Source organism: Streptomyces sp. VTCC 41912, from assembly GCF_045799175.1.
GTDB classification, from domain to species: Bacteria; Actinomycetota; Actinomycetes; order Streptomycetales; family Streptomycetaceae; genus Streptomyces; species Streptomyces albulus_C.
Map to the genome: position 1 here is coordinate 1 of NZ_JBJMAB010000022.1, position 23,571 is coordinate 23,571.

At 70.0% G+C, this 23,571-nt stretch carries 20 protein-coding genes and 2 pseudogenes; 10 read left to right on the forward strand and 12 right to left on the reverse strand.

Annotation, left to right across the window (positions count from 1 at the left end; genetic code table 11):
• Positions 1–10 precede the first annotated feature (10 nt).
• The gene (locus ACJ6WD_RS26295; RefSeq protein ID WP_407616690.1) at positions 11–154 is read left to right on the forward strand and encodes a winged helix-turn-helix domain-containing protein; all 144 of its coding nucleotides are present in this window, start codon (positions 11–13) and stop codon (positions 152–154) included.
• Entirely contained in the window at positions 151–702 is a 552-nt protein-coding gene (locus ACJ6WD_RS26300; protein ID WP_407616632.1) for a transposase, read from the forward strand. The genes ACJ6WD_RS26295 and ACJ6WD_RS26300 overlap by 4 nt, the downstream gene beginning before the upstream one ends.
• A gap of 84 nt (positions 703–786) precedes the next feature.
• On the opposite strand, the gene ACJ6WD_RS26305 is transcribed toward ACJ6WD_RS26300, so the two are convergent.
• Complete coding sequence (locus ACJ6WD_RS26305; protein ID WP_233660254.1) at positions 787–1,197, reverse strand: helix-turn-helix domain-containing protein; 411 nt, start codon at positions 1,195–1,197, stop codon at positions 787–789.
• A gap of 100 nt (positions 1,198–1,297) precedes the next feature.
• On the opposite strand from ACJ6WD_RS26305, the gene ACJ6WD_RS26310 reads away from it, so the two are divergent.
• Complete coding sequence (locus ACJ6WD_RS26310) at positions 1,298–2,155, forward strand: alpha/beta fold hydrolase (RefSeq protein ID WP_407616633.1); 858 nt, start codon at positions 1,298–1,300, stop codon at positions 2,153–2,155.
• Between the two features lie 757 nt (positions 2,156–2,912).
• Here the strand turns inward: ACJ6WD_RS26310 and ACJ6WD_RS26315 are convergent.
• Positions 2,913–3,665: an SDR family NAD(P)-dependent oxidoreductase gene (locus tag ACJ6WD_RS26315; RefSeq protein WP_407616634.1), complete on the reverse strand. Its 753-nt coding sequence runs from the start codon at positions 3,663–3,665 to the stop codon at positions 2,913–2,915.
• Positions 3,662–3,979, reverse strand: a complete 318-nt coding sequence (locus tag ACJ6WD_RS26320; RefSeq protein ID WP_407616635.1) for a hypothetical protein — start codon at positions 3,977–3,979, stop codon at positions 3,662–3,664. Before ACJ6WD_RS26320 ends, ACJ6WD_RS26315 begins: the two co-directional genes overlap by 4 nt.
• A gap of 70 nt (positions 3,980–4,049) precedes the next feature.
• Here ACJ6WD_RS26320 and ACJ6WD_RS26325 point away from each other — a divergent pair, with 70 nt between their 5' ends.
• The 3 genes and pseudogenes from ACJ6WD_RS26325 to ACJ6WD_RS26335 form a co-directional block, all read left to right on the forward strand.
• Positions 4,050–4,886: a LysR family transcriptional regulator gene (locus tag ACJ6WD_RS26325; RefSeq protein ID WP_407616636.1), complete on the forward strand. Its 837-nt coding sequence runs from the start codon at positions 4,050–4,052 to the stop codon at positions 4,884–4,886.
• 788 nt (positions 4,887–5,674) lie between these two features.
• Complete coding sequence (locus tag ACJ6WD_RS26330) at positions 5,675–6,385, forward strand: DinB family protein (protein ID WP_407616637.1); 711 nt, start codon at positions 5,675–5,677, stop codon at positions 6,383–6,385.
• Between the two features lie 294 nt (positions 6,386–6,679).
• Positions 6,680–6,948 (forward strand): annotated as a pseudogene (locus tag ACJ6WD_RS26335) (transposase); the annotation flags it as partial.
• 38 nt (positions 6,949–6,986) lie between these two features.
• Here the strand turns inward: ACJ6WD_RS26335 and lysA are convergent.
• The gene (gene lysA, locus ACJ6WD_RS26340) at positions 6,987–8,273 is read right to left on the reverse strand and encodes a diaminopimelate decarboxylase (protein ID WP_233660248.1); all 1,287 of its coding nucleotides are present in this window, start codon (positions 8,271–8,273) and stop codon (positions 6,987–6,989) included.
• A gap of 138 nt (positions 8,274–8,411) precedes the next feature.
• Between lysA and ACJ6WD_RS26345 the strand changes: the two genes are divergently transcribed.
• Positions 8,412–10,043, forward strand: a complete 1,632-nt coding sequence (locus ACJ6WD_RS26345; RefSeq protein WP_376436618.1) for a helix-turn-helix domain-containing protein — start codon at positions 8,412–8,414, stop codon at positions 10,041–10,043.
• Here the strand turns inward: ACJ6WD_RS26345 and ACJ6WD_RS26350 are convergent.
• From ACJ6WD_RS26350 to ACJ6WD_RS26380, 7 genes are all read right to left on the reverse strand, one after another.
• On the reverse strand, positions 10,028–11,593 hold the full coding sequence (locus ACJ6WD_RS26350; RefSeq protein WP_407616638.1) for a serine hydrolase domain-containing protein: 1,566 nt from the start codon (positions 11,591–11,593) through the stop codon (positions 10,028–10,030). The genes ACJ6WD_RS26345 and ACJ6WD_RS26350 overlap by 16 nt on opposite strands.
• 14 nt (positions 11,594–11,607) lie before the next feature.
• A complete protein-coding gene (locus ACJ6WD_RS26355) occupies positions 11,608–13,101 on the reverse strand; it encodes an APC family permease (protein WP_407616639.1) in 1,494 nt (497 codons plus the stop codon).
• Between the two features lie 327 nt (positions 13,102–13,428).
• Complete coding sequence (locus tag ACJ6WD_RS26360; RefSeq protein WP_407616691.1) at positions 13,429–14,667, reverse strand: bifunctional folylpolyglutamate synthase/dihydrofolate synthase; 1,239 nt, start codon at positions 14,665–14,667, stop codon at positions 13,429–13,431.
• A 213-nt stretch (positions 14,668–14,880) separates the two neighbouring features.
• Positions 14,881–15,747 carry a TIGR03620 family F420-dependent LLM class oxidoreductase gene (locus ACJ6WD_RS26365; protein ID WP_407616640.1) on the reverse strand — a complete coding sequence of 289 codons (867 nt, stop codon included), beginning with the start codon at positions 15,745–15,747 and terminating at the stop codon, positions 14,881–14,883.
• Positions 15,748–15,759: 12 nt separating this feature from the next.
• On the reverse strand, positions 15,760–16,509 hold the full coding sequence (locus tag ACJ6WD_RS26370) for a nucleotidyltransferase family protein (RefSeq protein WP_233660236.1): 750 nt from the start codon (positions 16,507–16,509) through the stop codon (positions 15,760–15,762).
• 217 nt (positions 16,510–16,726) lie between these two features.
• Positions 16,727–17,401, reverse strand: coding sequence for a hypothetical protein (locus ACJ6WD_RS26375; RefSeq protein WP_407616641.1), 675 nt, complete (start codon positions 17,399–17,401; stop codon positions 16,727–16,729).
• 24 nt (positions 17,402–17,425) lie between these two features.
• A complete protein-coding gene (locus ACJ6WD_RS26380; RefSeq protein WP_407616642.1) occupies positions 17,426–18,202 on the reverse strand; it encodes a hypothetical protein in 777 nt (258 codons plus the stop codon).
• A 1,477-nt stretch (positions 18,203–19,679) separates the two neighbouring features.
• Between ACJ6WD_RS26380 and ACJ6WD_RS26385 the strand changes: the two are divergent.
• Positions 19,680–20,042: pseudogene (locus ACJ6WD_RS26385) on the forward strand (hypothetical protein).
• 390 nt (positions 20,043–20,432) lie between these two features.
• On the opposite strand, the gene ACJ6WD_RS26390 reads toward ACJ6WD_RS26385, so the two are convergent.
• Positions 20,433–21,140 carry a TetR/AcrR family transcriptional regulator gene (locus ACJ6WD_RS26390; RefSeq protein ID WP_376436649.1) on the reverse strand — a complete coding sequence of 236 codons (708 nt, stop codon included), beginning with the start codon at positions 21,138–21,140 and terminating at the stop codon, positions 20,433–20,435.
• A gap of 269 nt (positions 21,141–21,409) precedes the next feature.
• On the opposite strand from ACJ6WD_RS26390, the gene ACJ6WD_RS26395 reads away from it, so the two are divergent.
• A complete protein-coding gene (locus ACJ6WD_RS26395) occupies positions 21,410–21,994 on the forward strand; it encodes a flavodoxin family protein (protein ID WP_233660231.1) in 585 nt (194 codons plus the stop codon).
• A gap of 69 nt (positions 21,995–22,063) precedes the next feature.
• On the forward strand, positions 22,064–23,545 hold the full coding sequence (locus tag ACJ6WD_RS26400) for an aldehyde dehydrogenase (RefSeq protein WP_407616643.1): 1,482 nt from the start codon (positions 22,064–22,066) through the stop codon (positions 23,543–23,545).
• Positions 23,546–23,571: the final 26 nt, after the last annotated feature.

Below are 23,571 nucleotides of genomic sequence, written 5' to 3' on the forward strand. Positions count from 1 at the left end.
CCCGTCCGGGGTGTGGCGGCTGCTGAAGCGACACGGCTGGTCGCGGCAGATCCCCACGCGCCGGGCCTACGAACGCGGCGAGAAGGCGGTGATGATCTGGCGGAGTGAGGTGTGGCCCCAGGGAAAACCACAGCCGGGCACCGCGAAGCAGTGATCGTCTTCTCGGACGAATCCGGTCTGTCGCTGCTGCCACCGGTGCGACGGACCTGGGCACCCGCCGGCCAGATCCCAACTCTGCAGATGCGGATGGGGCAGTGGCCCAAGGTCTCCGTCGTCGGCTGGTGCTGCTACAGCCTCGGCCAGCCAGCCCGCTACTTCTACCGGGTCGTACCGGGGTCAGTCACCGATCGCATCCTGATCCGCCAGTTACGCCAGGTGCACCGGTCTCTCGGCCGCCCGATCGTTCTGATCTGGGACAGCCTCAGCAGCCATCGCAGCCGCCGGATGCGCGCGTTCGCCGCCCGCAGCCACTGGCTCACCTTGATCTATCTGCGGCCCTATGCATCGGACCTCAACCCGGTCGAAGGCGGCTGGGCGCACATCAAGGACGGGCCGCTGGCCCACCTCGGCGCCCGAACCCTCGACGAACTCCTCACCACCGCCCGCCGCGGCCTGCGACACATCCAACGTCACCCGGCCCTGGTCACAGGATTCCTTGCCGCGACCCACCTGGACTGGAACCCACAACCGTCAACCTCATAAGCAAAGATCAGTAAGCACCACCGCGAACAGGTGCCTTCGACGGCGACTTCAGGGTCCTGGAGTGCTTCGGGCGGAACCGGCCTCCTATCCCCCATCGGCCTCCTGGTCGTCGGCTTCGTTGGCACGGTCGATCTCGGCCATGTGCTCCTCCGCCCAGGTCCGCAGCCCCGCGAGCGCGGCTTCCAGGGACAGCCCGAGTCCGGTGAGTCGGTAGAAGACCCGCGGTGGCGTGGTCGGTTCGACGCGGCGCGACACCAGCCCGTCGCGGGTCAGGCTTCGCAGCGTCACGGACAGCATCTTCTGCGAGACGCCGGGCATCCGGCGCCTCAGCTCCGCGAAGCGCACCTCGTCGGGTGCGGCATCGGCGAGCGTCTTGACGGCCATGGACGTCCACTTCGTACCGATGCGGTCCAGCAACTGCCGCGTAGGGCAGTGGGGATCGAACAGATCGCCGCGTACCCCGCGACCGGCGGCCCGGGCTCCTCTGGTGGTCACCTGTGGCTCACCACCTTCCCTGAAAGTGCCGTCTTGGAAGCGGCCGGACAGTTACCTATCGTTCTGTGATCACCAATGGTAACCAGCCGGAGGAGCCATCATGCCCGAAACCGCCGCACACCACCTGCGCCGCATCGTGACGAACGGCGTCCAACTCAACGTCGCCATCGCGGGGGACGGACCTGCGGTTCTCCTGCTGCACGGCTTCCCACACACCTGGCAACTCTGGAGCGGCATCATGGGCCGACTGGCCAGGCGGTACCGGGTCATCGCCCCGGACCTGCGAGGCTTCGGCGCCAGTGCACGTGCCGTTGAGGGTTACGACGCAGGCACCCTCGCCGCCGACGCCGAAGGGCTGCTCGACGCACTCGGCGAGCCCTCTGCAGCGGTGGTCGGCATCGACGCGGGCACCGCCCCCGCCGTCCTGCTCGCGCTGCGCCGGCCCGGCCTTGTCCGGCGCCTGGTCGTGATGGAAGCACTGCTCGGCCGTCTGCCCGGAGCAGAGCACGTCGTCGCGGGCGGCGCCCCGTGGTGGTTCGGCTTCCACGCCGTCCCCGGCCTCGCTGAGACCGTCCTGGCCGGCAACGAGACCCAGTACATCGACTGGTTCCTCGACTCGGGGACGCTCGGGCGAGGAGTACCCGACGACGTCCGTGCGGCCTTCGTCCACGCGTACACCGGGAGCGAAGCCCTTCGCTGCGCGTTCTCCTACTACCGGGCCCTGCCCACCAGCGCGCAGCAGATCCAGGACGCCGTCGCGACGGCTCGGCTGACCATGCCCACCATGGCCGTCGGCTCCCACCCCGTCGGCACCGGGCTCGAACACCAACTCCGTCCCATCGCCGATGACCTGGTCGGACACCACCTCCAGGACTGCGGCCACATCATCCCCCTCGACCGCCCCGACGCATTGTTCGCGCTCCTCGCTCCCTTCCTCTCCGGCGATCTGCCGAAGTGACCGGAGCGGGCCGCAGGATCACGGGCGACGGTTCGGGCGTTCGTCCCAGCGCTCAGGCCGACGCGGCGCTGGTGCGGAACTTCGTGCGCGCCAACCTCACCCTGGGGCAGCAGGCCCCCCTGCTATCAGCGCCACGGTGTCCCCGGCGGGGCCCCGGCCGGCACGGACACCACGCAGACGTCGTCCCGGCCGCTGCCCCACCCGAGTGTCGCTTGGTGGTGGACCGCCTGAGACCAGCAGTCGTATCGGGGCCGATCGATGGTCTCAGACGGAATGAGGTTGCAGCGGCGGGTCGTTGATCGCGTCCTCGGCAGGGGCTTCGCCCTGGTCGTCCGTGGCTCTCATGACGCTGAGGCCGTGGGGCTGGCCGCGGCGTCTGACCCGCGGCGCGGACCGGGAACATCGTCGTCGCCCCGGGCCGCGCGGCCGCTGCTCCGGAACGCGCTACGACGACTGCCTGCCAGGCACGGCCCCGTTGGCCCCCCGCTCACGGGCCCACGCGCCCTGGCCGCCACCTCCCGATGCAACTGCGCGGCACCGCCAGTCGGGCCGCGCGTCCGACGTGCCCTCCATGCCGGCCACGCCCAACAGCACACGCACCGAGCCGCCCAACCGGGCGCGAGCGTCCCGGCCGAGCGACCACGGATCACCTGCGGAACGCTCCGAGAACCGACAGGCGCTGCATGTCCGATCCTCCTGTCCTGACTTGCTACTCCTGTTCCTGCTCCTGCTCCTGCTCCTGCTCCTGCTCCTGTGGTCAGGCTCGGCGTCCGCCGTCGGCCGACAGTGTGGTGCCGGTGATGTAGGCAGACTCGTCTGAGCACAGCCAGATCGCGGCGTCGGCGATCTCGTCCGGGGTGGCGAGACGGCCGAGCGGGGTGAGCGCTTCGTGCTGGGCGATCATGCCGGTGCCCTCGGCGACCTGCTCCAGTTTCGCAGTGCGGGTCATTCCGGGAGCGAGGGCGTTGACACGGATGCCGACGGGGGCGTAGTCGACGGCGGCGGCCTTCGTCAGCCCGATGACACCGTGCTTGCCGGCCACGTACGCGGGAGAGCGCGGGATGGCGTACAGGCCGCCGCCGGAGGCGATGTTGACGATCGCCCCGCCTCCTGCCCGGCGCAGCTCCGGGATCTCGTGCTTGACGCAGAAGAACGTGCCGGTCAGGTTGATCCGCAGCACGCGCTCCCACTCCGGTGCCGTCATCTCGGTCAGTTCCCGGCCACTGGAGGCGACGCCGGCGTTGTTGACCGCCAGGTCCAGCCTTCCGAACGCCGTTACGGTCGTGCGGATTGCCGAGCGGACGGAGTCCTCGTCGGCGATGTCGACCGGGACGGCGATCGTGCGGCCGCCTGCCGCGCTGATCGCTTCGGCGGTCTCGTGCGCTGCGGCCTCGTCCAGGTCGAGGACCGCCACCGCTGCGCCGCGGCGGGCGAGACCGGACGCGATGGCGCGTCCGATCCCGCTGCCGGACCCGGTGACCAGGCCGACCTTGCCGGTGAAGTCGCTCACGCGAGCGTCTCGTGATTCGCCCATGCCGCCTTGTACGGGTAGCGGGTCCGCCAGGTGTCGAACACCTCGTCGACTTCCGGCGAGGCGAAGAGGGTTCCCAACGCCTCCAGGTCGGCGACGCCGAGTTGGATGACGACGGTGGCGATGAACGCCGGGATCTGCTCCTCGCCGGGTACTCGGATGTGGCGCCGCGCGGCGAACGTCAGGAGCGAGCCGGTGTTCTTCGCTGCCGTTTCGACATCCGTCAGGTACTGGTCCAGGTCGGTGTCGGGAATAGGTTCGGCGAACTGAACGAACAGTGTGTGGTTGATCATGCCCCCATGTGACCACCGAATTGTCGGTCGCGTCCAAGACCCGTTGCGCCTCGTTCGATAGCCTGTGGGAATGGATCTGTTGGAGATCAGAGAGCTGCGATACTTCGTCGCCGTCGCCGAGGAACTGCACTTCGGCCGCGCTGCCGCCAGACTCTCCATCGCGCAGCCCGCCCTGTCGAAGTCCATCCAGCGCGTCGAGTCACGGCTCCGCGTGCAGTTGTTCGACCGCACCAGCCGCAGCGTCGCGCTGACATCCGCTGGCGCCGCTCTGCTGGAACACGGTCGGCATGCGCTGAACGCGATGACGATCGCCGTGCAGAACGCGCAGCGTGCTGCCGGCGACGCACCGCTCAGGTTCGTGATCAAGCCCGGCGGGGACGCGAACCTGCTCTCCGGAATCCTCGCCGCCTACGCTCAGCACCCCTGCGCCCGGCAGGTCGACATCCTGTTCAGCGGAGCCACCGACCGGACCGACCATCTCCGCGACGGACGCGCCGACGCGGCCCTGCTCTACGCTCCCTTCGACGACCTCACGGGGTTCGCCGCAGAGACGCTCCATGTCGAGGACCGCGTGGCCGTCCTCCCGGAAGGGCACCGGCTCGCCTCCCGCGACAGCATCGACCTGGCCGAGCTCGACGACGAGGTCTTCCCGCGGTGGCCAGGTGTTCCCGACGCCGGGAACGGCCCCGAGATCGCCGATGGCGCCGCACTCGTCGCGCTGGTCAGGATCGGCCGTGTCGTGGCCGTCGTGCCCCGTTCGCTCATCACGCCGGCACCGCCGGGCATCGTGTGCGTAGCCGTCCCTGACGCCGGCCCGAGCCGGATCGTCATCGCACGTCGCGAACACGACCACCGCAACCACGTCACCGCACTTGTCACCGCCGCCGCGTCACTGCGACAGCAATGACCAGCCACAGCACCCGACTTGGGTGAGCCACGCCTATATGCCTGACGAGAGGACGGGGTGACCGGATCACCGATCTCGGGCTGGACTGGTCAACCGACGCACCGGCCCGTCGGGGCACCTCTTGACGGGTCTGGACACGACGCCTGCGAAGGTCGAGGGAGTGCCTCGAAGGCCAGGCGTCTGTGCGTTCGAAGGCCAGGCGCCTGGCGGAGCGTGGGTGGCTCCTCCCGGAGGCATCGGGGCATTCAGCACCAGCCGGCGGCCCGCGGCCGCGCCAGACGACGGCTCATCCTCGTGACCATCGACCACCGGATCATCGCCTCGCTGGAAGCGGGCAGGGATTCGTCATCGCGCGTCAGGCGACGGGAGTTCATCAGCCATGCGAGCGTGCGCTTCCGCGCCCGTCCTGTCCGACGGATAGCACCGCACGCCGTCCGGATGGCCACTCGCATTCCCGAACCGGTGCGCGAGGCAATCACACGGCCAGGAAGCTGAGTTGGACTCGCCCGGAACGGGCACGAAAGACTGCGGCACCAGGGCCTCCTGGTCTGCTCGGGCTGCCATGCCCACGAGTTGTGCAGGAGGCCCGGTCCTCATGCTCACATAGGCCGGAGACCACCCGGCCGAGTTCCAACCTCGAACCCGCGAACACCACTATCGGTATGACAGCGGCTTCTGAGCTTGTTCCTTAACCCCTGGCCTCGAACGACGTGTCGGACGCCCCGCGCACGGCCCATCTCCTTCTGAACACCCCCCTGGTGTCAGCCCGCCGGTACACAATGCTCGCCATGGTGAGCTTTGAAGATCAGGATCTGACCGACGCCGAGTTTCGCGAGTGCGACCTGACCCGCGCCCGGCTGACCGGCGTGGTGATGCGGGACGTCGTGGTCGACGGGCTGGTCAGCAACCTGGTGGTCAACGGTGTGGAGGTGACGTCCTACGTGGAGGCCGAGCTCGACCGGCGGTATCCGGTTCGGTTGCTGATGCGCTCAGATGACCCGGCCGATCTGCGGAAAGCCCATCGACAGCTACGGGATGGCTGGGCGAGGACGGTGGAGCGGCTCCGCGCGATGCCCGCGGGCTCCGAGCACCGGCGCGTCGCCGGCGAGTGGTCGGCAGTGGAGACCCTGCGCCACCTGGTGTTCGTGCACGACTCGTGGTTTCGCCGCTGCTGCCTGGGATCGACCCAGCCCTTCACTGGGATCGGGTTGGCGTCCGACTTCGTGCCCGATCAGGAGGAACAGGGCCTCGATCGAGCGGCGACCCCAGACCTCGACGAGGTACTGGCCGTGCGAGACGAACAGTCCGCCACGCTGGAGCGTTGGCTGGCGACCGTGACGGTCGACGAGCTGTCCGCAGTCGCTCCCGTTCCTGCGGGACCGGGCTGGCCGCCGTACGCCGAGGGCAAGCCGGTGGTCGAGTGCCTGCGGGTGGTGCTGAATGAGGAATGGGAACACCACGGGTTCTGCGTCCGTGACCTCACCATGCAGGAACGCTGAGCTGGTTCCTCAGCATCGGGCCCGGTCCCGTGGTCACTCTTTGGAGTGACCGCAGCGTATGGGGGCGGCCTTCCTCGCGATCCTGAACTCCGCGAAGAAGCACGGGAGTTCACGAGGAAGGCCGTGGGGATGAGTTCCTGGACGCGGTCGAGCTCGGGCCCGCCGACGACGCCGCGACCGTCACCGCCGACCATCTGCGGGCCGTGGTCGAGCGCCTGATCGTGGCCCATCAGTGGCAAGACGGTGACCGGAACATCCTGGTCGTGATGGACGCGGGCTACGGCCTGACGCGCCTCCCACACCCAACTCCGCCTCGCACTCCCGCTCGCAGCCGACCAGCGCAGGCCCTGGGAGAAGACCACACGCCCCGGCACCGCGCTCACCCCGAGCCGCGTCCGGCGCGAGGAACATCCACCCCCGCCTGGGCAGTCCGGCCCGTGCAGCCAAACCCACCCGGCCGGGGCCGGGACGACGACCCGGCTCCAAGAACCGGCACCCCCTACGACGTGGGCGAGACCGTCAAACGCCCCGAGACTCGCGTCGCTCTGCGTGACCGCCGGTGATAAGGGACAAGCTGAGCCCGGCTCGGTCGCCTGCGCCGCTACGGCAGGTCCCGGCGCATCAGGTCGGCGTAGGTCTCGCGGCGTACCACGGCGCGGTGCGCGCCGTCGCGGACGAAGACCACCGGCGGGCGACGCGCGCCGTTGTAGTTGTTGCTCAGCGCATAGGTGTAGGCGCCGGTGACCGGCACGGCGATCAGGTCCCCGACGCGTGGGTCCGCCAGCGGGACGCCGGCGCTGAGGATGTCGCCGGACTCGCAGTGCCGGCCCACCAGGCGGCACAGCTCGCCCTCGCCGGTCGGGCGGCCGGCGACGGCAGCCTCGAAGCGCTGCTGGTACAGGGAGACTTCGAGGTTGTCGCCCATGCCGCCGTCGACGGCGACGAAGGTGTGGCCCCCGTCGCGCTTGACGGAGACGACCCGGTACAGCGAGACACCGGACTCGGCGACCATCGAGCGGCCCGGCTCGATGAGGATGCGGGCGTCAGCGGGCAGCAGGCGTCGGGCGACGTCGGTGACGGCGTCGAGGTACGCCTCCACCGCGGGCGGTCGGTCGGCGTAGGTGTAGCGGGAGCCGAGGCCGCCGCCCAGGTCGTAGACGGCGAAATCGCCGAGTTCGGCGACCGCCTCGACGGCCTGCGCGAAGGGTACGAGGTCCAGGATCTGCGACCCGACGTGCACGTGGACGCCGTCCAGCCGCAACCGGTCGCTGCCGCGCAGCCGCGCGATCGCCGCCCGGGCCTGCGGCAGGGGCAGACCGAACTTGGAGCCGTTCTGGCCGGTGGACACGGCCTCGTGGGTGTCGGGGCAGATGCCGGGGGTGACCCGGACCAGCACTCCCTGCTCCGCCGCGGTGTCGGCGAGGATCTTCTCCAACCGGTCGATGTCGTCGAAGTTGTCGACGACGATCGTCCCGGCGCCGGCCTCGACGGCGAGGCGCAGTTCCTCCTCGGTCTTGGCGTTGCCGTGGACGACCAGGCCGGCCGGGTCCGCGCCGGCGGCGAGGGCGAGGGTCAGCTCGCCGCCGCCGGCCACGTCGATGCCGAGGCCCTCCTCCGCGAGCAGCCGCATGACGGCGGTGCAGGGGAAGGCCTTGGAGGCGAAGACGGCGCGGGAGTTCGGCCAACGGGCGGCCAGGCCGTCGGCGTACCGGCGGGCGCGGGCGCGGACCGACGCCTCGTCGAGGATCAGCGCGGGAGTGCCGTGGGACTCGGCGAGTTCGGCCGCCGGTACGCCGCCGATCACCAATCCGCCGCTCCCGTCCCGGGTGGTCCCGGGCGGGAACAGTCCCAGCAGTTCCCGGCTCGCCTGCGTCTGCGTCGTTGCCATCCGCGCTCCTTGTGCCACTGATCCGTCCCGCTCTCCTGCCATCGTCCCGCTGCGGTCACTCCGGATCATCGTTGACATCGTCAATACGGGCCTCCCAGACTTGACGCCCACAACAATCCTTCGAGTCGGGAGTGCACCATGCGGGAGTCCGGCGCTCGGGGGCATCTGCCCGTCCGTCAGCTCGTGGACAACATCGGCCCGGCGCTGCTGCGCCTGGTCCAGGAGGGGACCGGCAGCGGCGGGCCGCTCACCGACATCGCCATCCATGCCCCGGGTGCGCCGGCACAGCTCGGGCCCGGGTGCGTGGTGCTGGGGGTGGGCGTGACCACGGAGGCCGAGCTGCGCGAGCTGACCGCGGCCATGTCGCAGGCTGGCGCGGAGGTGCTGGCGGTGAAGGCCCCGGTGCCGCCGTCGGCCGACGACAGGCCGGCGATCATCGAGGTCAACCAGGGCGCGTCCTGGATGCACGTGGCGACGACCGTCCGTGAGCAGCTGCTCGAGTACGCGAGGACGCGCGTGCGCTCGGCCGGCAGCGGCGCGGAGCTGTTCGCCCTGGCGAACGCGGTCTATGAGGCCGTCGGCGCCCCGGTCACCATCGAGGACCGCTTCTCCGCGCTGGTCGCCTGGTCGGAGGGGCAGGACCGGACCGACTCCGAGCGGATCGAGAGCATCCTGGGGCGGGCCGTGCACCAGCGGACGCTCGCCGAACAGCGCGAGCGTCAGGAGTTCGAGCGGCTCCATGCCAGCACCGAACCGGTGTACATGGAGGCGACCGGGGCGGATCAGCTGGCAAGGGTGGCCATCGCGGTCCGGGCCGGTTCGGACGTCCTCGGCTACATCTGGGCTGCCGTCACCGGTCCGCTCGACGAGGCGGCCACAGCCCGGCTGCGCGAATTCGCGCCGGTGGTCGCGCTGCAGCTGGTCGGCCTGCGCACGGAGACCAGCTACGCCCGCCGCCAGCGTGGCGAGCTGGCCGCCGCGGTGCTCGGCGGGGCGGCCGATCCGGTGGAGGCGAGCCGGCTTCAGCTGGGCTCCGGCCCGGTCTGCGTCCTGGCCGCGGCCCCGCGGCTGGCCGGCCGCACAGGGTCGGACGCGTCGGGCTCCGACGCGCTGGACGCCGCCGGGCTGCGCCGGTTCGCGGACACGCTGGAGTACTTCCTGGCTGCCGTGCACCCTCGTTCGGCCCTGGTGGCGGGCACCGGAGTGGTGTACGTACTGGCCGGCTGGCCTCCGGAACACGCCACGGCCCTGGAGTCGGCCGCCGCCCTGGCCCGCGACTTCCTCGCGCGGACCCCACTGGCCGGTGACTACGTGGTCGCCGTCGGCGGCCCGGCCGAATCGATGGGCCGGATCGCCGACGTGCGGGCGCAGGCGGACGCCGCGCTGCGGGCGCTGCGGCATCCGGCCGTCCGCGGACCGGCCGTACGCACCGTGGAGGACATGGCGCTGGCGGTGCTGCTGCTGCATCTCGCCGACGCGACGGAGTCGCTCGGCCTGCCGGACGCCTGCGGCGCGCTGCACCGGCTGCGCCAGGAAGAGGGCCAGGACGGTCCGCTGGCGGCGACCCTGGCCGCCTATCTCGCCGCCGCGGGAGCCACCGACACCGCGGCGGAGGCCCTGCACATCCACCCCAACACCATGCGCTACCGGTTGCGCCGTATCCGCGAGGTCTCCGGGCTGGACTTCGCCGATGCCGACGCCATGCTGCTCGTGCACCTTCAGCTCCGGGTGCGCGAGCTGCGGACAGGCGCTTGTCAAGGCTCCGGCTGATCCCGGAACGAGCGCGTGTAGCGGCACCCGTCCAGGTCGACCCAGAGCACCGCGCCGTCCAGGGCGGGGCCGGACGTCAGGCGCTCCGGCAGCCGGGGGTCGGCTCCGATGCGGAACGTCCCGTCGTCGAGAGGGACGAGTTCCGGTTCGTCGCAGGGCGCTTCCACCCCGGTCGCGGCGATCATGTGCAGTCGTCCCGCCCGCTGCACGATGCTGAAGCTGGGATACCAGGGGGTGTAGCTCCGGTAGTGACCTGCGAGTGCGTGCGGGGAAGCGGTCGGCGCGGCGGGGCTGGGGCCCAGTGACTCGGGTCCGTAGAGCCAGCGTCCGTCCAGAGAGTGGTGGTAGGCGGACCATCCTGGGTGATCGCACACCAGCCGCCCGTCCCCCGCGTCGTACAGCCTGCCGGTCACCCCTTGCGAGGTGAGCGAGAGGCGGTCGTCCCGCGTGGCCTCGACGCGGATCTGACGCGGCGTCGTGCCGTGGATCCCGACGTGGCGCTGGGCGTCGGGGATCCGCTCCGGGTCGAACAGCGCCGGGTCCGCCGGGGCGCCCTGGACGACGGCGAGCAGATGGCGGGCGAAGCGGTCGATGACGTGGCACTCGCCGGGTGCGTTGGTCAGCACGGCGACACCGTGCCCGCCGTCGATGTCGACGGCGAGGTACGAGCGGTATCCGACCATCCCGCCGGCGTGCGTCAGCCAGGTGTGTCCGTCGATCACTTCCACGTCCACGCCGAGCGCGTAGCTGGAACTGGCTGCTCCGGCAGGCACCGTGACGATCTGTCGGAACGACTCCGGCCCGATGATCCTGCTGCCGTCCAGGGTGCCCCGGCCCAGCAGCATGCGGGCGAACAGCCCCAGATCGGAAGCGGTTGCCAGCACGTTCCCATCGGCCGCCGAATACTCGAAGAAGCCGGCCGGCGCGAGCGGAGCCGACGGCAGCGGCGGGCGGTCGTCGCGCAGGAACCGGTACCCGGTGGCGAGTTCGGCGATGTCCTCGTGGGTGATCCGCGCCGCCGATTCGCGCATGCCCAGGGGCCGCAGCAGCCGTTCGGCCATGGCGTCCGCCAGCGCCTCCCCCGTCACCTGCTCGACGATCAACCCCAGCAGGTTGTAGCCCTCGTTGGAGTAGTGGAACAGCTCACCTGGTTCGGCCCAGGTCCTCGCATCGCGCAGCGCGTAGCCGCGTGCGGCGGCGTCGGGCAGTGCGTCGGCCCCGGCCACCAGACCGGAGGTGTGCTGCAGGAGGTGCCGGACGGTGATCGCGCGGGAGCCGTCGTTCGGGGCGAACCAGGGCAGGTGGTCGGCGACCGCCGCGTCGAGGTCCACCTTCCCCTCGTCCGCCAGTATGCCGAGCAGGAAGGCGGTGAAGGTCTTGCTGACGGAACCGATCTCGAACCGCGTGTGACGGGAGACCGGCGCCCCGGACTCCGCGTTCGCGAATCCTGTGGTGACGCACGCGGACTCGCCGTTCGCGTCGACGACGCTGATCGCGATTCCCGGCACCGGCCACCAGGTCCGCAACCGCTCCGCAAGCCCAGAGAGCACCCGTTGCACATCCATCAGACGCCCGCCTTCCGCGAACCGAACCCCGCGAACCGGTCCGGACCCAGCTCGACCTGGGAGAAGTCGATCTCCGCGTCCGGCCGGTCGCCTTTGACGAACCGTCGGCACAGCGGGTACAGCAGCACGGCCAGCAGCGCCACCGCGAGACTCATGCCGAACGTCGCGGCCTCGTTGACAGCCGTACTCCACGCCAGGTACACGATCATCGCCGTGGGCAGCACGACGACCAGGACCGCGCCGGGCCAGCCGCCGGGGACGCGAACCGGCCGGAGCATCTGTGGATACCTCCAGCGGAGGACCAGGAAGGCCGCGAATTCCAGCAGGATCGAGGCCAGGGTGAGCAGCACCGTGGCCCGCAGGATCGAGCTGAAGTCGATGGCGGAGAGCACGACGACGACGGTGGTGCTCGTCAGCAGCGCACCCACCGGCGTGTTGAACCGTCTGCTGTCCCGGGCCATCCAGCGCGGCAGGTACGCGTCCGCGGCGAGCGCCCGCGGGACCCGGGTGCTCGTCAGCAGGATCGCCATGAACAGCCCCACCAGGGAGAGCAGCGATCCCAGGGAGATCAGCACCTTCAGCCAGATTCCGCCCAGGGCGTCGCCGGCCACGATGAAGTCGCCCTGGACCCAGTCGGCGGGCGAACCCCTGTGCAGCCCGCTGCCGATGGCGGCGATGGTGGGCAGCAGGTAGGCGGCGATGATCAGCGGAACCGAGATGACCAGGGCCCGGGTGTAGGTCCGGTGCGCGTCGGCGACCTCGCCCAGCACGGTGCTCGGGCCGTCGAAGCCGAGGTACAGCCACACGATCACGCTGAGCGCGCCGGCAACCGACGATTGGACGCTCTCCCCCGGCACCGTGAAGGGCGAGAGCACGTTGATCCCGTTGCCGACCGCATGCCAGATGCCGAGGACCGTCAGCACCGCGAACGGTGCGAGGATCAGCAGCATCATCCCGACCGAGTACCCGCTCACCACCTTGGAGCCGCGGTAGTTCAGGTACGCCATCGGGACGATGAGGGCGACGGTGACGATCCAGTGCAGGTCCACGACGAAACCGCCGTGGAACAGGTCCACGATCACCAGCCTCTTCCCGCGGGCGAGGTCCGGGACCCAGGTGGCCAGGTAGTCGACCAGCAGGAACGGGTAGAGGGCGAGGTTCAGCACCGACCCGATCGAGTTCCAGGCCCCGAACACGAATGCCGCACCTCTGCCGAGCGCGATCTTCGTCCAGTAGTAGTAGCCGCCGTCGACCGGTATCGCGGCACTCAACTCCGCTGCCACCAGCGCGTTCGGCACGCCGAAGACCACCGGCACCAGGACGATCATCAGCAGGGTCATGCCCAGACCGGCGTTGGAGAGTGAGGCTTCGAGCCCGAAGGGGCCTCCGGACACCGTGAAGAAGAAGATTCCGACCAGGGGCAGCACGCCGAGCCTGCGTCTGCCCGCCCCGGGCGCCGACCGTGTGGTTTCCGACGGGACCAGTTCGGTCATCCTGGGCTCCATTCTCCGTTCGGGCCTGGTCGGCACAACGTACGGGGCGTCACCGGGGCCGTTCTCGTCGTGCGCGCCAAAGCCGCGGCCCGTCGGTTGTCGCTGCCACCAACGCCGGACCGATTCACCCGGAACACGACGAAGCCCCGGGCGACGCGGTCACCCGGAGCTTGTGACAGGACCGAGGTTTGGGGCCGGGTCGGGCCGCGCGCAGCTGCCCAGCACCACGTCCTTCAGCCGCTCGGCGATCTCCCGCCGCCCGCCGCAGACGACGGCCGACGGGCCGTGCGAGCGCCTGGCCGACCTCGGAACCGCCCACAGCGTCGATCAGCCGGGCGGGAGCCGGAACAGCTCACGGACCCGGCCGATCAGGAGGGGGGCTCCCAGAACGGTGACGAGCCCGCCGGCCCCGACAAGTTCGGTGGCGTGGCGGACGGCGTCGGCGGTTTCCTGCCGTACGTGCAGTTCTCTGCCTGAGGCCAGGGTGGTGCGCATCTCGGTCGGGTCCGCTTCGTTGGGGTGTCCGACTCGGGTCAGTACCACCGGCCAGTCCGTCGGCAGTGGCTCAAGCATGGTTGCCACGTTCTTGTACTGGAGGGTGCCGAAGACGACGGCGGTGCGCTCGGCGGCGCGGGATTCCCGCAGGATTTCCGAGGCCACGGTGGCTGCACCCTGGTGGTTGTCTGCAATATCGAGCAGCAGGCGGCCGGTCCAGGAATCGAGGTGAGCCGGTGCCAGGAGTTCAAGGCGGCCGGGCCAGCGGGTCGCGGCAAGGCCACTGCGCAGTGCCTCTTCCGGGATGGCGCGGATCGATCCTCGTTCGGTCAGTGCGTCGATGCCGGCCACGGCAAGTGCCAGGTTGTGATGTTGGTGGTCGCCGCGGAGCGGACAGGTCAAGTCCCGGTGCACGGCGTGCGGGGTGGCCACTTCCAGCACGGTACGCCCGTCGCTGGCTGTGCGCGGCCGGCAGTGGACTTCCTGGTGGAGGCGCCAGACGGTCACGCCCGCGTGGTGACTGAGGACGTCTTCCACGGCTTGTGCCGCCTCCTCCGGCAGCTCGCCGAGCACGACGTGGTCGCCGTCCCGAACGATGCCGGCCTTGTTGCGTGCGATCTCGCCCAGGGTGTTTCCCAGCAGGTGCTGGTGGTCCAGTCCCACTCCGGTGATGACCTTCACTCCGGTGTCGAAGCACTTGACCGCGGTGCGTCGGCCGCCGATGTTCGCTTCCAAGACGGCCAAGTCCACTCCCGAGAGGGCGAAATGGACTGCGGCTGCGGCGGCATGGACCGCTCCTGCGTTGATCACGAGCCCTGTCCTCCTGAGGGCTTCATCGACCTTCTGGAACGCTTGGTGACATGCGGCGGGAGAGGCGGGCGTCCCGTTGATGCGGATGCGTTCGGTGACGCGCTGGAGGTGCGGGCTGGGCATACTTCCGGTCCGCAGTCCGGCCGCAGCCAACGCTGAGACGGCGAACGCGCAGGTCGAACCCTTCCCGTTCGTGCCGGTGACGGTCATGCCCCGCAGGTGCCGTCCCGGGTCACCGAGGGCTTGGAGGAGCCGGGGCATCGCACCGGCTCCTGCCCCGTTGAACTGGTACCGACCGATGATCTCTTGACAGGCCAGGTCTTCCTCAGTCTCCAACTGTGCCGCCTTTCCGCAAGTTTGGTGTGGAGGGGAAACGCGCGGAGCCCCACTCCTGCCGTACGCAGGGAGGATCCGCGACAAGGACCGCCATGAACGATGCCCGCAACCACGGCACTCCCACAGGCGGCGGCATCGTCAGGTGGTCGGAAGGAGCGAGGCCAAGTCGCGCCAAGCGGCGCGCGGGAAGGCTCGGGGATGCTCGGTGACGACGTGGACGGCGACATGGTCGGCGCCGGCTCGCAGATGGTTGGTGACGTGGGTGGCAATCCGCTCGGTGTCCCCCCAGGCGACGAGTCTGTCGACGAGGCGGTCGCTGCCGCCGTCCTGGAGATCGGCCTCGGCGAAGCCGGAGTCGAGCCAGGTTCGGGTGAGGTTGGGCAGAGTCAGATAGGGCGCGAGCACGGTGCGCGCCGCTGCCCGGGCCGCGACCGGGTCGGTGAGCGGGACCACGGTCTGCACCGGCGCCAGCAGCGGGCCCGCACCCAACAGCGCACGGGCCCGCGCGGTGTAGCTGGCGTCTACGAGATAGGGCTGGCTGCCGGCGGTCCGGGCGGCGGCGAGCCGTGTCATCCGCGGGCGGTGTGTGCCGATGAGCCGTGCGGAAGGCGGCGGTCCGGTGCCGATGGTGTCCAGCGCGTCGAGATAACGGCGCATCGCGGTCAGCGGCTGCCGGTAGTGTGCGGTGAACGGGGCATGGCTGACCGCCAGGCCCGTGACCAGCCGGGCGCGGTCGGCGACGGGCAGTGCCTCGTAGGCTGCGGCGAGCCGGTCCGGAGGGTGTGCCCAGATCGAGAGACAGGCGGTCCCTACCGCCACCCGTCCAGTCACCGCCAGCACTTCGGCCGCCGCAGCGAGATCCGCCTGCGGGTTGTGGCCGGGGGTGCCGCCCAGCCACAGCGTGCCGTACCCGAGTGCCTCCAGCTCCGCCGCGGCCTCTCTCGCCTCACCGCGGTCCCCGTGGGTCAGTCCCACGCTCCATACACCGATCCGTCCGAGCAGCATGGCGATCCTCTTCTACACATCATCCGTGGCTGAAGCGAGTTCGCGTTCAATGTCGTCCAGATCGCGTGGTGTGTTGATGGCCCGCCACGGGCCGTCCACCAGATAGCCGATCAGTTGCCGCTCCTGGATCAGACGAGGGAGGGTGCCTTGCTCGTGGTCCCCCTCGTCGGGCAGCAGTTCCGCAACGCGCGGTTCGAAGATGTAGACGCCGCCATTGACCCGTAACGGCGGTGGCGCGTGTGAGACGAGCGTGGTCACTCGGCCCCGCTCGTCACAGTCGACGCTGCCCCTGGGCAGCCAGGGTCGAGGCAGGGCGACCGTGGCCAGCGCCGCGTGACGCCGGTGGTGGGCGAACATCCCCGCAAGCGAGAACCGCGTCCAGATGTCCCCGTACAGCGCCAACCACGGCTCCTCGGGCCAGGTCAGGGCGGTGCATGCGAACTTGAGCCCGCCGCCTCGGCCCAGGGGCCGTTCCTCGGCGACCACGTCCGCCCGCAGCGGCAGCTGGTGCGCGGCGAGGTAGTCGCCGATCACCGGCGCCAGGTGCCCCGCGGAGACGACGACCTGTTCCACGCCCGACTCGGCGAGCCAGTCGAGTTGATGGCGCAGGATCGGAATTCCGTGCACTTCGACCATCGTTTTCGGCCGGGTCCGCGTCAGTGGCCGTAACCGGCTGCCGAAGCCGCCGGCCAGGACGACCGCCTGCCGCACCGCGCCGAGGCCGGTGCCTCCCCCGCCCGCACCATCCGTGAGTCGCGACATGGTCACGTAGCGTACGCCGCGCCCGTTCCTCCTGGAACACCAACTCCCCGTGTCCCGATCCGATCTTCGCCAGAACCTTGGCGGGAGCCTGCCGCCACGACGTCCCGCGTGATGTCCGCCCAGCCTTGGTACGGGCCGGGCGGACAAGCACGGTGCGGCGCGGCGCCCGTGGCGCGGTCGTTCAGGGGCGGATCACGCGGGGTGGGTGGGCTACGGTTCAGCCCTTGCCGAGGTCGCTGTTCCAGGAGCGTGGGGCGAACGTGGCCTTGCTGCCGAAGGGATCGTCCCAGGTGGTGCCGTGGCGGACCGCGGCCAGCCAGGCACGGTCGCCGGTGCTGTCCCGCATCCGGATCGAGCCGGTGTACTCGTCCTCGGAGATCCACGAGTCGCCTACGCCGGAGATGTCGAAGCGCAGCGCGAACCGGATCTGCTCCGGATAGATGTTCCAGTTGTTGATCTTGCGCATGGTGTTGCTGGAACCGGAGTGGGCGATGTAGTGGTACTTGCCCTTGCGCTGGACCGGCCGGGACCACGAACCGTTACCGACGCGGTACTGGAACTCGGCGTCCTTGACGGTGTGGTTGTCCAGGTCCCCGTCGGCGGTCACGAAACGGCATTGGACGATGCCGGACTTGTCCACCGAGCTCTTGGGGGAGAAATCCTTGTTGTCCCACAGGCCGACGGGATAGTAGGTGTCCCCCGTGCCCTTGCACCAGTAGAGCAGGAACGGCATGTTGGCGCCGAGCCGCCGCTTGGCGTTGTCCTTGTCCTTGTAGTGGATGAAGTACTGGTCGGACAGGATCCCGGACTCGTCGTCCTTGGCTGCGCGCTGGGCGGCGTCCGCCTCGATCGCGGCCGGATCTGCGGGTCGGGCGGTGTCGTCGGTGCTCATCTTCGCCTCCTGGGCCCGTTCCGGTCAGTGGTCGAGGTCGTACCGCTCGGCCCGCGTGCGCAGGTCGTCGGAGAGGAACTCGGCGGGGAAGCGCAGTCCACCGCCGTCGACCGCCTGCGCTGCGGATTCGGCCTGGCCGGCCAGGGCGCGCACCTCGGAGGCGAGGGCGTCGGTCATGGGGGTGGAGCGCAGGGTGTACAGGTCCTTCAAGTTGCCCTCGATGCCTGGGGCTTCGATGACGCCGCTGAACTTGCCGATCTTCCGGGTCCCGGAGGCGGCACGCAGGTAGACGAAGTCGCCGTCGAGGACACGGGCCACCGGCGAGACCTCGATCCAGGACACCCAGCCCGGCCGGATGTTCACGGTCATCGACTGGGAGAAGGTGGTCGACTCGCTCCAACTGGCGCTGAAGGAGTACGTGGTGGAGACCTTGACCAGGTCGAAGAAGCCCGCCTCGGCCGAGTACTCGACACCGAAGGTGTACTCCGAGCCGATGGTCCGGGACCCGCCCACCGTCATCGAGGCGTCGTCAGGGGTGTCGTTGAAGACCGGGTCCCCGACGTAGGCCGGCACGCCCCGGTAGTAGCTCATCACCTTCCAGTTGCCGACGACCCCGTAGCCGTCGCTGTTGTTGCCGACGGGGTCCTTCCAGTGGTTGGCGGGCACTTCGGTCGACTTGATGGCCGGGATCTTCTCCGGGAAGTCGTAATAGCTTCCGAAGCCGAGGCGGTGCATCTTCTCGCTCAGGGCGCGCTTGTCCGGATTGCGGCTCAGCAGTAATTCGCGGTCATCGGTGGCCACGGCACTCCTCTGCGGATTCGGGAAGGACGGCGTAGGCGCCCGACATCGGCGGCCATACGCTGGGGGCAATCTTCGTCACTATTTGCACCACGGCACCGCAGACAGAGCGATTTGGCCCAGATGGGTCATAGAGAACCGGCCATGGGGAAAAGTGGCTCCTGCCTGCCAAATCTGCGCGCGTGGCCGAGCAGCGGAGCAGCGGTCGACCTGGCATCGGTGGTAGGAGAAGGCCGGCCCGCACCACGGCAGGTGCGCGCGGACGCGTGGCCGGCCCGCCGAGCCCGTGCCTGTCATGGGGCTGGACCTCGGCGGTTCCCGGGCACCGCGGTCGCGGGCGGCGGCGTCAAGCCGACGTTTGGGGTACGGCCAGGGAGAACACCGATCCCTCTGGGGCGGCGAGCGTCGTGCACCGGCCCCTTGAGGCGACCTTCAGCTGAATCACCACCGTCCCGCCCGAGGTCGGCGATGCCAGCGCCATCGAAGAACACGACCAGGCCCCGGTCACCGTATGCGCGGTGCCGAGGACCCGTCCCGGCCATGACTGCGCCCAGTCACTGTCCGACTGCCCGTACCGGGGCCGGCCTACGAGGATCGGCGTACTGGTCTCGTGACGCCGCGTCACTGACCCACAAGAAGTGGATCAGAGAACCGATTCTGTTCCTCGTAGGCGGCCAGCGACGCAGTTCAGGCAGCCGCAGGGGGAACTTCGCCCCGGCTGCCTTCAGCTACTCGTCGTCATCGTCGCGATGAGTACCGGACCCCGGCAAGGTGATGTTCTCGGGCGGTTCGTCTTCTTCCATTCCTTTGTGACGGTCGCTCACCTGACGATGCCCAGCCGTTTGAGTGGATGATCGGCTGGCATTTCGTGCTCGCCCTCGTGGCGCCGATAGAACTGGTCGCAGCACACCCACCAGATGCCAGCGGGTACTTGTACGGTCGCGTGGTTCAGCCGCATCGGACTTCCACAGGCGGGGCAGGCAGGAGTCATCGTTACTTCCTCAGCTCTCCTCTGTACCCACTCGGTCGGCCCGCGAGGGCAGGTGTCCCCTGGGACCGGGTGAGGGCAGACACCGCCCCGTTCGGGGCGCTTCCCGCGGCTTGCGCATGCCGCATGACGTGCAGCATCCCTCGTCCACCGCCACGAGTTGAGCCTGCGGGCCATACCGAAAGCGGTCAACGACCGCACCGGTGCAACCGCCAGTGCCGCACGGCGCGGAGGCCACCAGCTCAGCCATGGGCGCGTGCGCCACGGAGACACTGCGCTTGCAGTGCAAGCACGGAAGGGGATGCAGGCCATCAGGCGGACTCTTGATGAACGGCACCCCGTTGGCACTGCCACACAATGGGCAGATCCAGGCCATACACGCCTCCCCTCCCGCGAACCCTCCGCTGCGTAACGAGGCCCCCTCCGCGAGGTTACGCCCCGGGTCCGGCAATGCGGTTGAGGAGTGCGAATCGGCCCGGCAACACTCTCCCGATGAGCCACAGCACAGCGCCGGGCAGTTGGGACGGCCCCTGGTACCGCGTCCGCACAGAGCACTTCGAGGCCGCGTTCCTGCCGAGTGCCGAAGAGGACGTGGAGTTGGTGGACAACGTCGACGTCTTCGTGGACCTCGAGGACGGCTCCCGGTGGAGCGCGACCATCATCACCCTCGCCCAGATCGAGCTCCTCATGGAGCGATGGGCCGCCAGCGGGGAAGCCCTCGCAGGCCGCTACTTCTGAGTCTCGGACGGTCTCATCGTCCGCGATGCCGGCATCACCAACATGACCCAGGTCCTCACTGGCCTGCTCGAGAACGGCGAGTTCACGCAGATCCTTCAACGCCTTGATGACCGGTAACCGCCCGGACCTCGCCCCGCCCAACCACCTAGCCGAGAGACCGCCGTGGCAGCCAGGCAGCCAGGCAGCGGGGCAGCGCGCGACAAAGGTGGAGGCGCGACCGGACGACAGCGGTCCGAGAGCCGGGGCTTCTGCTTGCCCATGGCGCCGGCGGAAGTATCGACGCCAGTTGCAGCCCCGTCATGGACGTACCGGCCGCGCACCACACCGTCGTCGGCCCGGACTGTCCGGGGAGCGGAGGGAGGAACGGGCCACCCTCATCCGCAACTTCCTTCAGATCAGCCATAGCTGACGGCCGCACCGCACCCGCACCCCGAACCAGCGCAGTGCGGCCGGAGCCGTCCAGGCCGGCCGGCACGGTCGGGCAGCTCCTGGGCGCCGTTGGGTGGTCTACTCGGCGAGGCGGCGCAGCCAGTCGCGTAGCAGCGCGGTCTCGGTCGCACGCAAGGGGGGCGCGGCGCCGTCTTCGAGGGTGAGCGCGGCATCGAGTGCGAGCGCTCGGGATGCCCGGTCCGCGCCGGTGGCGACGACGGGTGGGTCGGTGGTGATGGATCCGAGGACGATGTTCCGCAGTCGCGTCGAGGTCGACGGTTTCCGCTGTGACGCCTCTTCGCCGATCAGCGCCAGGGTGGCACCGGTTGTCGCGGCGTGGACCACGTGGGTTGCCTCCTCCACCGGCACCCGAAGGCGGCCGTCGGCGGCGGCCCGTTCGAGCAGGCTCACCAGCAGGGCGTGCGCCTCGTCGGCGGCCGGGGGCTTGCGACCGGGGCGGGCCGTTCCGTACATGAGCAGGTAGAACGCGGGGTGTCGCAGGCCGAAGTCGACGTGCAGGTCCCAGCCCCGGTGGAGATCGGCCACCGGGTCCTCGGATCGGGACAGTGCCTCGTGTTTCTCGGCCAGGTACATCTCGAATCCGTGGGTGGCCAGCTCGGCGAGCAGTCCGTCCTTGTCCCCGAACATCCGGTAGAGCGCCGGCGCCGTGATCCCTGCCGCGGTGGCGACGGCCCGCGTCGAAACCGCCTCGCTGCCGCCCTCCTCCAGCAGCTCGGCTGCGACCTGCAGAACCCGATACCTGGCGGCGTGCCTTCCCTCATCCATGGAACAACGATACGCCTTCTTGCGTATCGCCGCCTTATCAGTGCTACGCTCAATCGCGGATCACCGATAAAGGTGATCGTCGATCAAGGGCTGCTCCTCAACAGGCCCGCACCCACACAGGGGTCCATGGGCCTCTCGTCCCGGCCGCGCACCACGGGCCGTACGAGCGCGTCCCCCACCTCTTCGCCGCCCGAGCGGACGGTCAGTCCACCTCGTCGGCATCCGAAGACGCCGCGCCAGCACTCGCCGGCGCCATGAGAGGAAACACCGTGTCCGACATCTCGATCAGCATCGCCTCCTACTCCGGTTACGGTCACACGGCGCAGATCGCCACGGCCGTGGCCGACGGCGCGCACTCCGTTTCCGGGACGCAGGTCCACCGCGTGGACGTCGCCTCGCTCAGCGACACGGACTGGGAGGTGCTGGACGGCTCCGACGCCATCATCTTCGGCTCCCCCACCTACATGGGCACCGCCTCCGGGGCCTTCCACGCCTTCGCCGAAGCCACCAGCAAGCGATGGATGACCCGTGCCTGGAGCGACAAGCTCGCCGCCGGATTCACCAACTCCGGCTCCATGAGCGGGGACAAGATGCACACCCTGCAGTACTTCGCCCTCCTGGCCGCCCAGCACGGGATGCTCTGGGTCAGCCTGGGCCTGCTGCCGGGCTGGAACACCACGGCCGCCAGCCCCGGGGACGACAACCGGCTCGGCTTCTACCTCGGCGCCGGTGCGCAGAGCTTCAACGACACCGCCGCCGTGCACGACGCCGACCTGAGCACCGCGCGCCACCTCGGCCGCCGTGTCGCCGAGCAGACCCGCATCCACCGCGACGGCCTGGCCGCCCAGCGGTAACCCCGACGCCCGCACACCACCACCGCTCGCCCCGCCCCCGAGGGCGGGGCGAGCAGGACGGGAGAGCACATGACCCCCACCACCGAGCCCCCCATCCAGCGGCTGCTGATCGGCGGCGCATGGCAGCCGGCGGCGCACAGCCGGAGCTACGCGGCACACGACCCGTTCACCGGCCAGGTGGCCTCCCGCGCCGCAGCCGCCTGCACCGCGGACGTCGTGCGCGCGGCCGAAGCAGCCGAGCAGGCATTCGGCGCCTGGGCTGCGCTGGCACCGAGCGAGCGCCGCCGCATCCTGTGGGCAGCGGCCGAGAAGCTGGAAGCGCGGGCCCAGGAACTGGCCGAGGCGATCACCGCCGAGATGGGCGGCCCCGCCGCCTGGGGCGCCTACAACGTCAAGGTCCTCACCGAGAAGATCCGCTACGCGGCGAGCGCCGCCCACGAGGGCCTGACCGGCGAGGTCATCCCCTCCGAGACCTCGGGGCGCACTTCGATCGCGATCCGCAAGCCGGTCGGCGTGGTCGCGAGCATCATTCCCTGGAACGCCCCGGCGCTGCTGGTGGGCGCCTCGCTCCCCGCAGCGCTGGTCCTCGGCAACACCGTCGTGCTGAAGGCATCGGAGCAGACGCCGCGCACCCACGGCCTGGTCGCCGAGTGCTTCACCGAGGCCGGACTGCCCGACGGGGTGCTCAACCTGGTCACCAACGCACCCGAGGACGCCCCCGACGTCGTCGACGCACTCATCGCGCACCCGGCCGTCCGGCGCGTCCACTTCACCGGCTCCACCCGAGTCGGCCGCCTCATCGGCGAGAAGGCCGCCTCGCACTTGAAGCCGGCGATCCTCGAACTCGGCGGCAAGGCACCGGTCATCGTCCTCGCCGACGCCGACCTCGACCACGCGGTCGGCGCAGTGGGCTTCGGCGCGTTCGCCAACTCGGGCCAGGGCTGCCTGTCCACCGAACGCGTCATCGTCGACCGTGCCATCGCGGACGAGTTCACCCGGCGTCTCGCCGCCCTGGCCGGCACCATCACCTACGGCGACCCCCGTGATCCGCGGACCGTGCTCGGCCCCGTCGTCGGCCGGAACACCGTCTCCCGCCTGACCGGCCTGGTCCAGGACGCCGTCGGAGCGGGTGCGCGCCTGCTGGCGGGAGGAACGGCCGACGGCCCGTGCTTCGCCCCGACCGTGCTGGCCGATGTCGCACCCGGCATGCGCGTCTACCAGGAGGAGTCCTTCGGCCCTATGGTCACCATCATCACCGTCGACGGCCACGAAGAGGCCCTGCGCGTAGCCAACGACAACGACTACGGCCTCACCTCGGCCATCTTCACCCGCAACGTCCCCCTCGCCCTGGACCTCGCCAAACGCATCAACACCGGCATGTGCCACATCAACGGTGCCACCCTCGACGACGAACCGCAGGTCCCCTTCGGCGGGGTGAAGAACAGCGGCTACGGCAAGTCCGGCGGACGGGCCGGACTGGAGGCGTTCACCGAACTCCAATGGATCACCATCGAAGGCCCGCAGGCCCCGCGCTACCCCATCACCGAATGAGCGCATGTCCCTTGCCAGCGCGCGGA